A 14,237-nucleotide genomic window follows, 5' to 3' on the forward strand; every position below is an offset into this window, starting at 1 on the left:
CTGCTATCACTTGCCTGGATTGCGCCAGAGCCACTTTCATTGTAAATTTTGATTGGAGCCACCGGATTGGCGCCTGCAAAGCCACGGGTGAAGTTTCTCAACCCTCTTGCGCACACACCCGCAACACCTCAGCCCCATACGCCTGCAGCTTTTTCACCCCCATGCCGCTGATGCCTTCCAGGTCGCGCAGGCTGTGCGGCGCCTGCTCGGCAATGGCGCGCAGCGTGGCGTCGTGAAAAATCACGAAGGCCGGCAGGTTGTGCTCGCGCGCCACCTCGGCACGCCAAGCCTTCAGGCGCGCCAGCCGTTCCAGCGCGCCGGCATTCAGCGTGGCTTCCGCCATGCCCTTGGCCGATGTTTTCTTCGCCGACGTTTTGCTGCCGCGTCTGGGTCGCTCGGCCTTGGCGCTGACGGCCTGCTGGCGCAGCAGCACATTGACTTCGCCCTTGAGCACCTGACGCGCATCGGGCAGCAGCAGCAGCGTGTTGAAGGCCTCGGCGTTGACCCGCACCAGGTTGCTGGCAATCAGCTGGCGCAGCACGCCGCGCCATTGCGGCTCGGCCAGATCGGCGCCGATGCCGAAGGTGCTGAGCTGGTCGTGGCCGTACTGGACGACTTTTTCGGTCGGTTTGCCGCGCAGGATGTCCATGATGTGGCCGGCGCCAAAGCTGATGCCGCTGGCTTGCTGCACGCGGTAGATGCAGCTCAGCATCTTGCGCGCCTCCTCGGTCGCGTCCCACACGGCCGGTGGATTCAAGCAGTTGTCGCAATTGCCGCAGGGCTGACTGTCCTCGCCAAAGTAGCCCAGCAGGCTGACGCGGCGGCAGCGCGTGCCTTCGGCCAGCGTCAGCAGCGCGTCGAGCTTGCCGCGCATCACGGCCTTGAATTCCTCGCTGGCGACTTCGCTGGTGTCGATCATCCGGCGCTGGTTCACCACGTCCTGCAGGCCATAGACCATCCAGGCGTCAGCGGGCAGCCCGTCACGGCCGGCACGGCCGGTTTCCTGGTAATAGCCTTCGATGTTTTTCGGCATGTCCAGGTGCGCGACGAAGCGCACATCGGGCTTGTCGATGCCCATGCCAAAGGCAATCGTCGCCACCATCACCATGCCGTCCTCGCGCAGGAAGCGGTCCTGGCGCTGCTGGCGCAGCTTGGCGTCCAGCCCGGCGTGGTAGGCCATCGCCTTGATGCCGGCGTCTTCGAGCATGCCGGCAATTTCCTCCACGCGTTTCCTGGACTGGCAATAGACAATGCCGGCTTCGGCGTCGTGCTCGGTCTGGATGAAACGCAGCAGCTGGCGCGTTGGCTCCAGCTTTTCGACGATGGTGTAGCGGATGTTGGGCCGGTCAAAGCTGCTGACGAACGCGCGTGCCTCTTCGAGCTTGAGCCGCTCGACCATGTCCTGGCGTGTCAGGTGGTCGGCGGTGGCCGTCAGCGCCATGCGCGGCACGTCGGGGAAGGTCTCGTGCAGCAGGCTCAAGGATCGGTATTCGGGCCGGAAGTCGTGGCCCCACTGGCTCACGCAATGGGCCTCGTCAATCGCAAACAGGCTGAGCAGTCCGCGCGCGTGCAAGGAGGACAGCAGGCCCTTCATGCGCGGCGTGTTGATGCGCTCGGGCGCGGCGTAGAGCAGCGTCAGTTCGTTGCGCAGCAACTGTTTTTCCAGCGCGCTGCTTTCCTCGTAGGTCTGGGTGGAATTGAGGAAGGCCGCCGAGACGCCGGCTTCGAGCAGCGCGCCGACCTGGTCGTGCATCAGCGCAATCAGTGGCGAGATCACGACGGTCACGCCATGCCCGGCGTTTTGCCGCACGATGGCCGGAATCTGGTAGCACAGCGACTTGCCGCCGCCGGTCGGCATCAGGACCAGCGCGTCGCCGCCTTGAACGACGTGTTCCACGATGGCCCGCTGCGGACCACGAAAGTCGCTGTAGCCAAACACCTGGCCGAGCACGTCCAGCGGCGTGGGCTGGGAGGAGGAAATGGGCAATGAGGACAAGGGCAGGCCAGACAGGTGAGCGGTGTAAATAATCCGGATCGCTATGAAAAAAATAGCTGTTCGTGCAAGTCAGGCATGCGCAAAAGACATTTTCAACCAATTTTTTCAAAAACAGCCTTTGCAGCGCTTGCCTGGGGGCTGCGCTCCGTCATTCTGGCCGGATGCCGGTTCAGGTTGGTCTTCATCCAACGCCAACAGGCTATTGCCGTATTGTCAGGGAAAGTCAACGGCCATGAACCCCGTCCTAAAATGCATGCCATGAAGCCGATACCCTACACCCGCGCCGCACAACTCCCCGCCCTTCTGGCGCAACGCATCTTGATTCTTGACGGCGCGATGGGCACCATGATCCAGCGCTTCAAGCTCAATGAAGCGCAGTACCGGGGCGAGCGCTTCAAGGACTTTCACAAGGACGTGAAAGGCAACAACGAGCTGCTCAGCCTGACGCGGCCCGACGTGATCCGCGACATCCACGAAGGCTACCTAGCCGCCGGTGCCGACCTGATCGAAACCAACACCTTTGGCGCCACGACCATCGCCCAGGCCGATTACGACATGGCCGACCTGGCGTTGGAAATGAACCATGAATCGGCGCGGCTGGCCCGTGCCGCCTGTGACAAGTTTTCAACGCCCGACAAGCCGCGCTTTGTCGTCGGTACGCTCGGTCCCACGCCCAAGACCGCCAGCATCAGCCCCGACGTGAACGACGCGAGTGCGCGCAACACCAGTTTCGAGGAACTTCGCAAAGCCTATTACGAGCAGACCGAGGCGCTGGTCAGGGGCGGCAGCGACGTGCTGATGGTGGAGACGATTTTCGACACGCTCAATGCCAAGGCGGCGCTGTTTGCCATCGACGAGTATTTTGACAATTCGGGCGAACGCCTGCCACTGATCATCAGCGGCACGGTGACCGATGCCTCGGGCCGCATCCTGAGCGGCCAGACGGTGACCGCCTTCTGGCACAGCGTGCGCCACGCCGAGCCGCTGGCCGTGGGCCTGAACTGCGCGCTGGGCGCGGCGCTGATGCGCCCCTACATCCAGGAGCTGGCCAAGGCCGCACCCGACACCTTCATCAGCTGCTATCCGAATGCCGGCCTGCCCAATCCGATGAGCGACACCGGTTTTGACGAAACGCCTGACGTGACTTCGCGCCTGCTGCACGAGTTTGCCGCCGAAGGGCTGGTCAACATTGTGGGCGGGTGTTGCGGCACCACGCCCGAACATATTCAGGCGATTGCCCGGTCAGTAGCGCTGGTCGGCGGTCGCAAGCTGCAGCGCGGTGTTTTCTACGCCGAAGCGGCTTGAGGGCTGGCTGAGCCTGCGGCGCCGCTCTGGCGGTGACGGCGCATGCTTGCCGACCCATCCGGTGTGGCGTTGCTTTGCCTTGGGGTGCTGCCACACAGGCTGCAGCTTTGCGCCTGATCTCGGACTGATTTGAAAACGGATTCAAGCGTCGGGCCGTGATCCAATCTCCTGCTCCATCGCCTGTGTCAGCTGGACGTACATCTTGAGCTTGCCGGTCACCTCGCGCAGGCGCGTTCCAATGCGCAGCGACACGGCCAGCAGCAGTTTGGCAGCAACTCCGGGGTTTTCCTCCATCAGACGGTTCAGGGCCTCGCGCGTCAGGATGGCGCAGCGCAACTGCGTGGCGGCAACACAGCTGGCGTAGCGGGGCAGGCCGTCGAACATGCCCAGCTCGCCAATCAGGCTGCCCGGGCCCAGCACAGTGATGACGATGGGTTCGACGCGGCTGACCACCAGTGTTTCCACCGTCACTTCGCCATTGAGCAGCAGCATCAGGAATCCGGTGTCGCGGGCATCGCCTTCGCGGATGAAGACCGTGCCTTTGGCCACGATTTGCGGCTGCATGTAGCGCACCACCATGCGCGCCTCTGGCATCGTCAGCTGCATCAGGGCTGTGGGCGCCACCAGCAACTGGGCTGCCAGGTCGGCCGCTTCCGAGCCTTCGGTGGCGTCGTGCCGTGGACCTGCCGAAGGGACGCTTTTTTTTCTGAAGAAGGTGCTTAGCATGGGTCAACCCGGTGGAATTTGATCGCTGGCAACCTGCCTGCCGACATTGGTGCTTAAAATCGAGCTTAACTCAAGGAGCGTTGCAGCGAAACATCGTTTCGTCAGGCTTGGGTAAACAGGGCGCAAAGCGTTCTTTTTGGCAACGACGCTCACCTTTGTTCCAAGGTGAGCCATGTCCGCAATTCAAACTACCCCGCAACTCGCCCCGCATGTCCCGCCCATGAAGCTGTCCGGCCTGGAGCCGGTCACGGTTGGCGCCGATTCTCTGTTCGTCAACATCGGCGAGCGCACCAATGTCACCGGCTCCAAGGCTTTCGCCCGCATGATTTTGAACGGCGACTATGAACAGGCGCTGACAGTTGCCCGCCAGCAGGTCGAAAACGGTGCGCAAATCATCGACATCAACATGGACGAGGCCATGCTCGACAGCCAGGCCGCCATGGTGCGTTTCCTGAACCTGATCGCCGGCGAGCCTGACATTGCGCGCGTGCCCATCATGATCGACAGCTCCAAGTGGAGTGTGATCGAGGCCGGACTGCGCTGCATCCAGGGCAAGGGCATCGTCAACTCGATTTCGATGAAGGAGGGCATTGAGGGCTTCAAGCAGCAGGCCAAGCTGCTCAAGCGTTACGGCGCCGCTGCCGTCGTCATGGCGTTTGACGAGCAGGGCCAGGCTGACACCTACGAGCGAAAAATCACCATTTGCGAGCGCGCCTACCGCGTGCTGGTCGACGAGATCGGCTTTGCGCCCGAAGACATCATTTTTGACCCCAACATCTTTGCCATTGCCACCGGCATCGACGAGCACAACAACTACGCGGTCGACTTCATCAACGCCACCCGCTGGATCAAGGCCAACCTGCCCGGCGCCAAGGTCTCGGGCGGCGTGTCCAACGTGTCCTTCAGCTTTCGTGGCAACGACCCGGTGCGCGAAGCGATTCACACGGTCTTTCTGTACCACGCGATCCAGGCCGGCATGGACATGGGCATCGTCAACGCCGGCATGATGGGCGTCTACGACGACCTGGAGCCGGTGCTGCGCGAGCGCGTCGAGGACGTGGTGCTGAATCGCCAGCCCGTCTACAAGGACGGCGAGGAACACCTGACGCCCGGCGAGCGCCTGATTGAAGTGGCCGAAACGGCCAAGAGCGGTGCGCGCGACGACAGCAAGAAATACGAATGGCGCGCACTGCCGATACGCGCGCGGCTGTCGCACGCACTGGTGCATGGCCTGAACGAGTTCATCACCGAAGACACCGAAGAGATGTACCAGGCGATCCTTGCCGGCGACGGACGGCCGCTGCATGTCATCGAAGGCCCGCTGATGGACGGCATGAACGTCGTTGGCGACCTGTTTGGCCAGGGCAAGATGTTCCTGCCGCAGGTGGTCAAAAGCGCCCGCGTGATGAAGCAGGCCGTGGCGCACCTGCTGCCCTACATCGAGGCCGAAAAGCTGGTGCTGCAGGCCGCCGGCGGCGACGTCAAGACCAAGGGGAAGATCATCATCGCCACCGTCAAGGGCGACGTGCACGACATCGGCAAGAACATCGTCACGGTGGTGCTGCAGTGCAACAACTTTGAAGTGGTGAACATGGGCGTGATGGTGCCGTGCCACGAGATTCTGGCGCTGGCCAAGGCCGAGGGCGCCGACATCGTCGGCCTGTCGGGACTGATCACGCCCAGCCTGGAGGAAATGCAGTACGTCGCCAGCGAGATGCAAAAGGACGACCATTTCCGCCTCAACAACATTCCGCTGCTGATTGGCGGCGCCACCTGCAGCCGCGTGCACACGGCGGTGAAGATTTCGCCGCACTACGAAGGCCCGGTGGTGTACGTGCCCGATGCTTCGCGCAGCGTCAGCGTGGCGCAAAGCCTGCTGTCTGACAACGCCGCCAAATACATCGCCGAGCTGAACGCCGACTACGACAAGGTGCGCACCCAGCACGCCAACAAAAAGCAGGTGCCGATGTGGCCACTGGCCAAGGCGCGCGCCAATGCCACGGTGATGGACTGGGCCAGCTACACGCCCCCCGTGCCCAAATTCGTTGGCCGGCGTGTGTTCAAGAATTTTGACCTGGCCGAACTCGCCGAGTTCATCGACTGGGGACCGTTCTTCCAGACCTGGGACCTGGCCGGCCCGTTCCCGGCGATCCTGAAGGACGAGGTGGTTGGCGTCGAAGCGGTGCGCGTCTATGCCGACGCCAGGCGCATGCTCAAGCGGCTGATCGAGGGCCGCTGGCTCACCGCCAACGGCGTGATGGCCCTGCTGCCGGCCAACAGCGTCGGCGACGACATCGAGATCTACACCGACGAGTCGCGCAGCGAAGTCGCCATGACCTGGAACGGCCTGCGCCAGCAGACCGAAAAAACAGCCGTTGACGGCGTGATGCGCCCCAGCCGCTGCCTGTCCGACTTTGTCGCGCCCAAGCTGCTGACGCCTGAATTGATAGCTTCTCGCGCCCTTGCAGTGGGCGTAAAGGGCCAAAATAGCTCAAAAATTGCCGATTACATCGGTGTTTTTGCCGTCACCGCCGGCCTGGGCGCCGAGAAAAAGGAAAAGCAGTTCGTGGCCGAGCATGACGACTATTCATCGATCATGTTCAAGTCGCTCGCCGACCGCCTGGCCGAAGCTTTTGCCGAAGCCCTGCACCAGCGGGTCCGGCAGGATTTGTGGGGCTACGTGCCGGCCGAGTCGCTCGACAAGGACGCGCTGATTGCTGAAAAATACCAGGGCATCCGCCCCGCACCCGGCTACCCGGCCTGCCCGGACCACAGTGCTAAGAAGGAAATGTTCGCGTTGCTCCACGCCGACGACATCGGCATGGCGCTGACGGAAAGCCTGGCCATGACGCCTGCGGCCAGTGTCAGCGGTTTTTACCTGAGCCATCCCGAGAGCACCTATTTCAGCGTCGGCAAGATTGGCGATGACCAGCTCCAGGACCTCGCCCAGCGTCGCGGCACCCGGGCCGAAGACCTGCAGCGCCTGCTGGCGCCCAACCTGTAATTTCCGCAAACGCAAACGCAAACGCAAACGCAAACGCAAACGCGCACCGCACCTGCAGTGCTGCCCTCCAGCCGGCAGCTTCGCGTCGGGTTCGCGCTGCCCGTGCGAGCCGGAACCACGCCGTCTTTCAGTGCGCCGCCTTCAATGCGCGCCGGTACTGCACCGCCTCGGCCACATGCGTCACCTGCACGGTTTTGGCGCCGGCCAGGTCGGCAATGGTGCGCGCCACCTTCAGGCAGCGGTGAATGCCCCGGCCTGACCAGCCCAGCCGCGTTGCCGCCACATTGAGGAACTTGGCCGCTGCCGGGTCCAGCTGGCACTGCGCATCGATGGCCTGGCCGTCGAGCGCCTGGTTGGCGCTGCCCTGCCGGGCCATCGCGCGTTCCCTGGCCTGCACCACCCGGCTGCGCACCGCCTCGGTGGATTCGCCCGGCGCCGCGTTCACCAGCTCATCGGCGGCCAGGCTGCCGACTTCCACATGCAGGTCGATGCGGTCAAGCAGCGGCCCGCTGAGCTTTCCCTGGTAGCGTGACACGACCTCGGGCGAGCAGCGGCAGGCGCGCAGTCTGGAGCCCAGGTAGCCGCAGGGGCAGGGGTTCATGGCAGCGATCAGCTGGAAGCGTGCCGGGAATTCCGCGCGCTGCGCGGCACGCGAAATCGTGATGTGGCCCGACTCCAGCGGTTCGCGCAGCGCTTCCAGTGCGGCGCGGGGAAACTCCGGAAGCTCGTCCAGAAACAGCACGCCCCGGTGCGCCAGCGAGATTTCACCCGGGCGTGGTGGCGAGCCGCCGCCCACCAGCGCCACCGCGCTGGCTGTGTGGTGCGGCGCGCAGGTCGGACGCACAGCCCAGTGGTCCAGCGTGAAGCGCCCGCCCAGCGAGGCGACGGCAGCGGTTTCCAGTGCTTCCTCCGTCGTCATGGCCGGCAGCAGGCCGGCAAAGCGCTGCGCCAGCATCGACTTGCCCGAACCCGGCGCGCCGACCATCAAAAGGCTGTGCCCGCCGGCCGCTGCAATTTCCAGCGCGCGGCGGGCGGCGGCCTGGCCCTTGACATCGGCCAGGTCTGGATAGGCAGGCTGCCGTGACGGCGCGGTGGACGCCACGCGCGTCCAGCCGTCACCGGCTTCGGGAAGGGCATCGCCTGGCAAAAACTGCCGGACCACGTCGAGCAGATGCTGCGCGCGGTACACCTCGGCTTGCGGCACCAGCGCGGCCTCCTGCGCGCTGCCTTCGGGCAGCACCAGCCGGGGCAACGGTTCCGGCGTACCACGCGCCGGCCGGGCAATGGCCACGCTCATGGCCAGGGAACCGCGAACCGGCCGCAGGTCGCCGCCCAGCGACAGCTCGCCGGCAAACTCATACCCCGCCAGCTTGCGCGCGTCAATCTGGCCGCTGGCGGCCAGGATGCCCAGCGCAATCGGCAGGTCAAAGCGGCCCGAGTCCTTGGGCAGGTCGGCCGGCGCCAGGTTCACCGTGATGCGCTTGTTGGCGGGAAATTCCAGCCCGGCATTCTGGATCGCCGAGCGCACCCGCTCGCGCGCTTCCTTGACTTCGGTATCGGCCAGTCCGACCAGCGTGAAACTCGGCAGGCCGTTGGCGAGGTGCACTTCAACGCACACCGGACGCGCTTCAAGCCCCAGCAAGGCACGGCTGTGCACTAAAGACAGGCTCATTCGGTGACTTCCTTATAAATGCATCAATGTTGTGCGTTGCAATTGCATCAAAATGGTGCGTAACAGCTTGTAAGTCTCTAGCGTAACCCGGTAGCCGATGAAATCCGCCAAGCGTTTTCGGGCGAGCAAAAAATAGCTGGCACGGTCCCTGCTAAACAAGTTCCGCCAACCTTAAAAAATTTTCGGGGATTCCATGAAATCAAGCTTCGTCACCCTCGTTGATAGCGGCCGCTTTCGCATCAAGAACACGCTGGACGTGATGCTTACAACAACCCTGTAATGCGTCGGCAGCGCCATCGGACTGCTGCCTCGTCATTCATCCTGGAGGAAAACTGAAATGAAACTCATCACTGCCATCATCAAACCGTTCAAGCTGGACGAGGTGCGCGAAGCCCTCTCCGGCATGGGCGTGCAGGGCATCACCGTGACCGAGGTCAAGGGCTTTGGCCGTCAGAAGGGCCATACCGAGCTGTACCGGGGCGCCGAGTACGTCGTCGACTTCTTGCCCAAGGTCAAGATCGAAGCGGCTGTGTCCGATGACCTGGTGGAACGCGTGATTGAAGCCATCGAAACCTCGGCCCGCACCGGCAAGATCGGCGACGGCAAGGTTTTTGTGTACGACCTTGAGCAGGTCGTGCGCATCCGCACCGGCGAAACCGGCAAGGAAGCGCTCTGACATCACTCCCCTGAAAAAAAAGAGAAACATTGCCATGAAAAAAATGATTGCTTCCCTCCTGCTGGGACTGAGCTTGCTGGGCACGGGCGCATTCGCTCTGGCGCAGACCCCGGCACAGGCGCCTGCCGCTGCCGCATCTGCCCCGGCTGAAGCCAGTCCCGATGCCGCCGCCGCACCCACCGTGCCCGCTGCCGCGGCCGCACCTGCCGCCGCCACAGCAGCTCCGGGCGCCGAGGCCGCCGCTGCGCCGGCCCCTGTTCCCAACAAGGGCGACACGGCCTGGATGATGGTCTCGACAATCCTGGTGATATTGATGGTCGTGCCTGGCCTGGCGCTGTTCTACGGCGGCCTGGTGCGCAGCAAGAACATGCTGTCGGTGCTGATGCAGGTCATGGTGACGTTCTCATTGATCGTCGTGCTCTGGTTCATCTACGGCTACAGCCTGGCCTTCACCGAGGGCAGCGCTTTCATCGGCGGCTTTGACCGGTTGTTCATGAAAGGCATCTGGGACAACGCCGCGGGCACGTTTGCCAGCGCGGCCACGTTCAGCAAAGGCGTCGTGATCCCCGAGATCGTCTTTGCCGCCTTCCAGGCCACCTTCGCCGGCATCACCTGCACCCTGATCGTCGGCGCCTTCGCCGAGCGCATCAAGTTCTCCGCCGTGCTGCTCTTCATGGTGATCTGGTTCACCTTCAGCTATGCGCCGATGGCGCACATGGTCTGGTTCTGGATGGGGCCTGATGCCTACACCGGCAAGGAAGTGGTCGATGCGATGAACGGCAAGGCCGGCTACATCTGGCAGTCGGGCGCGCTGGACTTTGCCGGCGGCACCGTGGTGCACATCAATGCAGCCGTGGCCGGCCTGGTCGGCGCCTTCATGGTCGGCAAGCGCATCGGCTATGGCAAGGAAGCCATGGCGCCGCACAGCCTGACGCTGACCATGGTCGGTGCCTCGCTGCTGTGGGTGGGCTGGTTCGGTTTCAATGCCGGCTCGGCCTTGGAAGCCAACGGCTTTGCCGCCCTGGCCTTCATCAACACGCTGGGCGCAACGGCCGCAGCCGTGCTGGCCTGGTGCCTCGGCGAGGCGCTGATGCGCGGCAAGGCGTCGATGCTGGGCGCTGCCTCGGGCGCCGTGGCCGGCCTCGTGGCCATCACCCCGGCAGCCGGCAACGTCGGCATCGGCGGCGGCCTGGTGATTGGCTTTGTCGCCGGTTTTGCCTGCCTCTGGGGCGTGCATGGCCTGAAGAAGCTGCTCGGCGCCGACGACTCGCTCGACGTGTTCGGCGTGCATGGCGTGGGCGGCATCGTCGGCGCGCTGCTGACCGGCGTGTTCAACTCGCCGGCCTTGGGCGGCCCCGGCTTTGTGGCCGACTGGGTGACGGCCACCGGCATCGCTGCCGCCGACTACTCGATCGTCTCGCAAGTGTGGATCCAGGCCAAGGCCGTGCTGATCACGGTGGTGTGGTCGGGTGTTGTGTCGTTCATCGCCTACAAGATCGTGGACCTGACCATCGGCCTGCGTGTCAACGAAGAAGACGAGCGCGAAGGGCTGGACATCACCTCGCACGGCGAAACCGCCTACAACCGGTAAAGAGTGCTTGGGTTGAGAAGCTGACAGAAGTCTCTTGGGGAAGTTTGGCCCGCTGGTATCTCGCCAGCGGGCTTTTTTTTTGCCGCTACAGTCGCAGTCGTGGCCGACCCCTTCGCTGAACCACACGGCCCAAGGAGAAAAGCATGCCCTGGCAAATCGCCATTTCACAGCCCAGCGAACTGGGTGAATCCCCGTTTTGGCACCCGGACGAGCAGCGCCTGTACTGGGTGGACATTCCCGCCCGGCAGGTCTGCCGGTCAACAGGCTCGGACGGCAGCGTCGAGCGCTGGAGCCTGCCGTCCGAGCCCGGCTGCATCGCACCGGCCCGCAGCAACGCCCAAGGCACCGGCCTGGTCATTGCCCTGCGCGACGGCATCTACCGCGCCCGGCACTGGGGCGGTGAGCTGGCGCTGCTCGCCCCCGCGCTGCACGACCCGGCCACCACGCGCTTCAACGACGGCAAGGCCGATCCGCTGGGCCGCTTCTGGGCCGGCACCATTTATGAACCGCGCGACGCCGCCCGCGCGCAGCTTTTTTGCCTGGACGCCCGGGGCGGCCGCCCGCCGGTCCTCGACGTGAAGGCGGCCGACGCCACCACGGCCAATGGCCTGGCCTGGTCGCCCGACGCAGCCACCCTGTACTGGGCCGACACGCCGCGCCATGCGGTCCGCGCCTGGGACTGGCATGCCGCCAGCAACACCCTGAGCCGTGAGCGGGTGTTTCATTCATGGCCCGGCAAACCCGAAGGCTGGCAGCCGGGCAGGCCCGGTTATGGCGGCCGGCCTGACGGCGCGGCGGTCGATGCAGAAGGCAACTATTACGTCGCCATGTATGAAGGCGGGCGGCTGCTCAAGCTGTCGCCCGCCGGCGAGCTGCTGGCCGTGTTCGCGGTGCCTGCGCCATGCCCGACCATGCCCTGCTTTGGCGGCGCCGACCTCCGGACGCTTTACCTCACGACCGCGCGCCATAGCCGTCCGTCGGACGAGCTAAAACGCTGGCCTGATTCAGGCTGCATTTTTTCGATGCCGGTCGAGGTGCCGGGGCTGCCGGTGAATTTCTTCACGGATTGAAGACCCACCTGCTGTTTATCGATAAAAAAAGGTGTTTGCGCACGCCGATATTGCATATATAGCTATATTATTGATAGCGTTTTGGGGCGTTTTGGGGCGTTTTGGGGCGTTTTGGGGCGTTTTGGGGCGTTTGCATGGCGCTGCATGGCGCTGCATGGCGCTGCATGGCGTTATATGCCGTTAACAAGCGACAGCCCGCAAAAAACCGCACACGCCGCATTCAAAAAAATCAAACCCCCTGAACGCCTTGCACGCGTACCATTCTGGCCATGAATGCAGACACTGACATGACGACATTGATGGCCGGGCGCGTTCGCGCTGCGGCGCGCACAGGCACGCCCTTGCGCATACGCGGCGGCGGCAGCAAGGACTTTTACGGCCAGGCGCTCCGGGGCGACGTGCTCGACATGGACGCTTATTCCGGCGTCATCAGCTACGAGCCGAGCGAGCTGGTCGTTACCGTGCGTGGTGGAACCCCGCTGGCCGAACTGGAGGCGCTGCTGGCCGAACAAGGCCAGTGCCTGCCCTTCGAGCCGCCGCACTTCGGCCCCCATGCCACGGTGGGTGGCATGGTCGCCAGCGGCCTGAGCGGCCCGGCGCGCGCCAGCAGCGGCGCGGTGCGCGACTACCTGCTGGGCGTGGTGCTGCTCAACGGCAAGGGCGAATGCCTGACCTTTGGCGGCCAGGTCATGAAAAATGTCGCTGGTTATGACGTGTCGCGCCTGATGGCCGGCACGCTGGGCACGCTGGGCGTGCTGATGGAGCTGTCGCTCAAGGTGCTGCCGGTCGCCCCCGGCGAAGCCACGCTGCAGTGCAGCGGCTTGAGCCAGCAAAAGGCGCTGGACCTGCTCAACCGCTGGGGCGGCCAGCCGCTGCCGCTCAACGCCAGCTGCTGGGTGCGCGATGCAAGCGCTGTCCCGACGCAGGACTTGCTGTTCGTTCGCCTGCGCGGCGCGCTGGCCGCCGTCGAGGCCGCATGTCCGCGCATGGTGGCCGATGTGCAGGCGGCCGGCGGCCAGGCGGTGCCCATGGACCCGTCCCAGGCTGGCGCCGACTGGCATGCCTGCCGCGAGCAGACGCTGCCGTTTTTCGCGCAGCCGCCTTCGCCTGATGCCTGCCTGTGGCGCCTGAGCGTGCCGCAGACCGCGCCGGCGATGAATTTGCCGTATGTGCCACTGGTCGAATGGCACGGCGGCCTGCGCTGGCTCTGGGCGCCGGCGTCTGCGGCCGAGCAGCTGCGCCAGCTGGCGGGGCAGGCGGGCGGCCATGCCACCCTGTTCAGGCGCGCCGCCCTGATGCCGGAAAACGTGCCGGTGTTCACGCCGCTGTCCCCGGTGCAGTCGCGCATCCAGCGCGAGCTCAAAAAGCAGTTCGACCCGGCCGGCATTTTCAATCCAGGCCGCATGCCGATGGACGGCTGAAGCAGCGCATGCGTCGTTTTCGCCACCTGACCAGCCAGCACCGGACCGCGTCCACCAACCGCCTGCTCGGCGGCATTCTGGCGTTCAATGCCGGGGCGGTCAATGCCGGCGGCTTCCTGGTGGTGGCGATGTACACCTCGCACATGACGGGCTTTGCCTCGCTGCTGGCCGACAACCTGGTGCTGGGCAACATGCGCCTGGTGCTGGGCGCCATCGGGGCCTTGCTGGCCTTTACCTGCGGCGCGGCCTTCACCGCCATCCAGGTGAACTGGGCGCGCCAGCACGGGCTGCGCAGCGAATACGCGCTGCCCCTGCTGGTCGAAGCCTTGCTGCTGCTGCTGTTTGGCCTGATAGGCGCCACGCTGAACCGCCAGACGCCGTTTGCCGTTCCGCTCACCGTGCTGGTACTGTCCTTCACCATGGGGCTGCAAAACGCGCTGGTCAGCAAGATATCGTCATCGCAAATCCGCACCACCCACATGACCGGCATCGTGACCGACATCGGCATCGAGCTGGGCAAATTGCTGTACTGGAACCGCACGGCCAGCCCGTTCGAATCCCGGGTTCGCGCCAACCGCATCAAGCTGCGGCTGCTCGGCACGCTGCTGGGCGCCTTCATCGGCGGCGGTATCGTCGGCGCGGCGGGCTTCAAGCATGTCGGTTTCGTCTGGGTCATTCCACTGGCCCTGCTGCTGCTTGGCCTGTGCCTGCCGCCCCTGTATTCCGACCTCGTGCGCACCATCCGGCGCAAAACCGCCCGCCAAAGTACCTGAAGA

The 14,237-nt window shown here is 64.4% G+C and carries 10 protein-coding genes and 1 riboswitch; of the genes, 7 read left to right on the forward strand and 3 right to left on the reverse strand.

Going from position 1 to position 14,237, the window contains the following annotated elements:
• Positions 1–97: 97 nt before the first annotated feature.
• A complete protein-coding gene (gene recQ / locus IWX85_RS06745; RefSeq protein ID WP_196869218.1) occupies positions 98–1,996 on the reverse strand; it encodes a DNA helicase RecQ in 1,899 nt (632 codons plus the stop codon).
• Between the two features lie 258 nt (positions 1,997–2,254).
• Between recQ and IWX85_RS06750 the strand changes: the two genes are divergently transcribed.
• Entirely contained in the window at positions 2,255–3,301 is a 1,047-nt protein-coding gene (locus tag IWX85_RS06750) for a homocysteine S-methyltransferase family protein (RefSeq protein WP_036812769.1), read from the forward strand.
• A 141-nt stretch (positions 3,302–3,442) separates the two neighbouring features.
• Here the strand turns inward: IWX85_RS06750 and IWX85_RS06755 are convergent, their stop codons facing one another.
• Positions 3,443–4,027 carry a cyclic nucleotide-binding domain-containing protein gene (locus IWX85_RS06755; RefSeq protein ID WP_196869219.1) on the reverse strand — a complete coding sequence of 195 codons (585 nt, stop codon included), beginning with the start codon at positions 4,025–4,027 and terminating at the stop codon, positions 3,443–3,445.
• Positions 4,028–4,093: 66 nt separating this feature from the next.
• Positions 4,094–4,185: riboswitch (S-adenosyl-L-homocysteine riboswitch) on the forward strand.
• 14 nt (positions 4,186–4,199) lie between these two features.
• On the opposite strand from IWX85_RS06755, the gene metH reads away from it, so the two are divergent.
• Entirely contained in the window at positions 4,200–7,031 is a 2,832-nt protein-coding gene (gene metH / locus IWX85_RS06760; RefSeq protein ID WP_196869220.1) for a methionine synthase, read from the forward strand.
• A 127-nt stretch (positions 7,032–7,158) separates the two neighbouring features.
• Here metH and IWX85_RS06765 read toward each other — a convergent pair whose 3' ends face one another.
• Complete coding sequence (locus tag IWX85_RS06765; RefSeq protein ID WP_196869221.1) at positions 7,159–8,703, reverse strand: YifB family Mg chelatase-like AAA ATPase; 1,545 nt, start codon at positions 8,701–8,703, stop codon at positions 7,159–7,161.
• 337 nt (positions 8,704–9,040) lie between these two features.
• On the opposite strand from IWX85_RS06765, the gene glnK reads away from it, so the two are divergent.
• The 5 genes from glnK to IWX85_RS06790 all read left to right on the forward strand — a co-directional run bounded on the left by glnK (position 9,041) and on the right by IWX85_RS06790 (position 14,234).
• Positions 9,041–9,379, forward strand: a complete 339-nt coding sequence (gene glnK, locus IWX85_RS06770; protein ID WP_196869222.1) for a P-II family nitrogen regulator — start codon at positions 9,041–9,043, stop codon at positions 9,377–9,379.
• A 34-nt stretch (positions 9,380–9,413) separates the two neighbouring features.
• Positions 9,414–10,970, forward strand: coding sequence for an ammonium transporter (locus IWX85_RS06775; protein ID WP_196869223.1), 1,557 nt, complete (start codon positions 9,414–9,416; stop codon positions 10,968–10,970).
• Positions 10,971–11,113: 143 nt separating this feature from the next.
• Positions 11,114–12,040 (forward strand): SMP-30/gluconolactonase/LRE family protein, encoded by a 927-nt coding sequence (locus tag IWX85_RS06780; RefSeq protein WP_196869224.1) that lies wholly within the window; start codon positions 11,114–11,116, stop codon positions 12,038–12,040.
• A 269-nt stretch (positions 12,041–12,309) separates the two neighbouring features.
• On the forward strand, positions 12,310–13,461 hold the full coding sequence (glcE, locus tag IWX85_RS06785; RefSeq protein WP_196869225.1) for a glycolate oxidase subunit GlcE: 1,152 nt from the start codon (positions 12,310–12,312) through the stop codon (positions 13,459–13,461).
• 8 nt (positions 13,462–13,469) lie between these two features.
• Positions 13,470–14,234: a YoaK family protein gene (locus tag IWX85_RS06790; RefSeq protein ID WP_036807234.1), complete on the forward strand. Its 765-nt coding sequence runs from the start codon at positions 13,470–13,472 to the stop codon at positions 14,232–14,234.
• The last annotated feature ends 3 nt before the right edge of the window (positions 14,235–14,237 follow it).

Origin of the sequence: Polaromonas sp. CG_9.11 (genome assembly GCF_015752225.1) — a bacterium.
Taxonomy (GTDB): Bacteria; Pseudomonadota; Gammaproteobacteria; order Burkholderiales; family Burkholderiaceae_C; genus Polaromonas.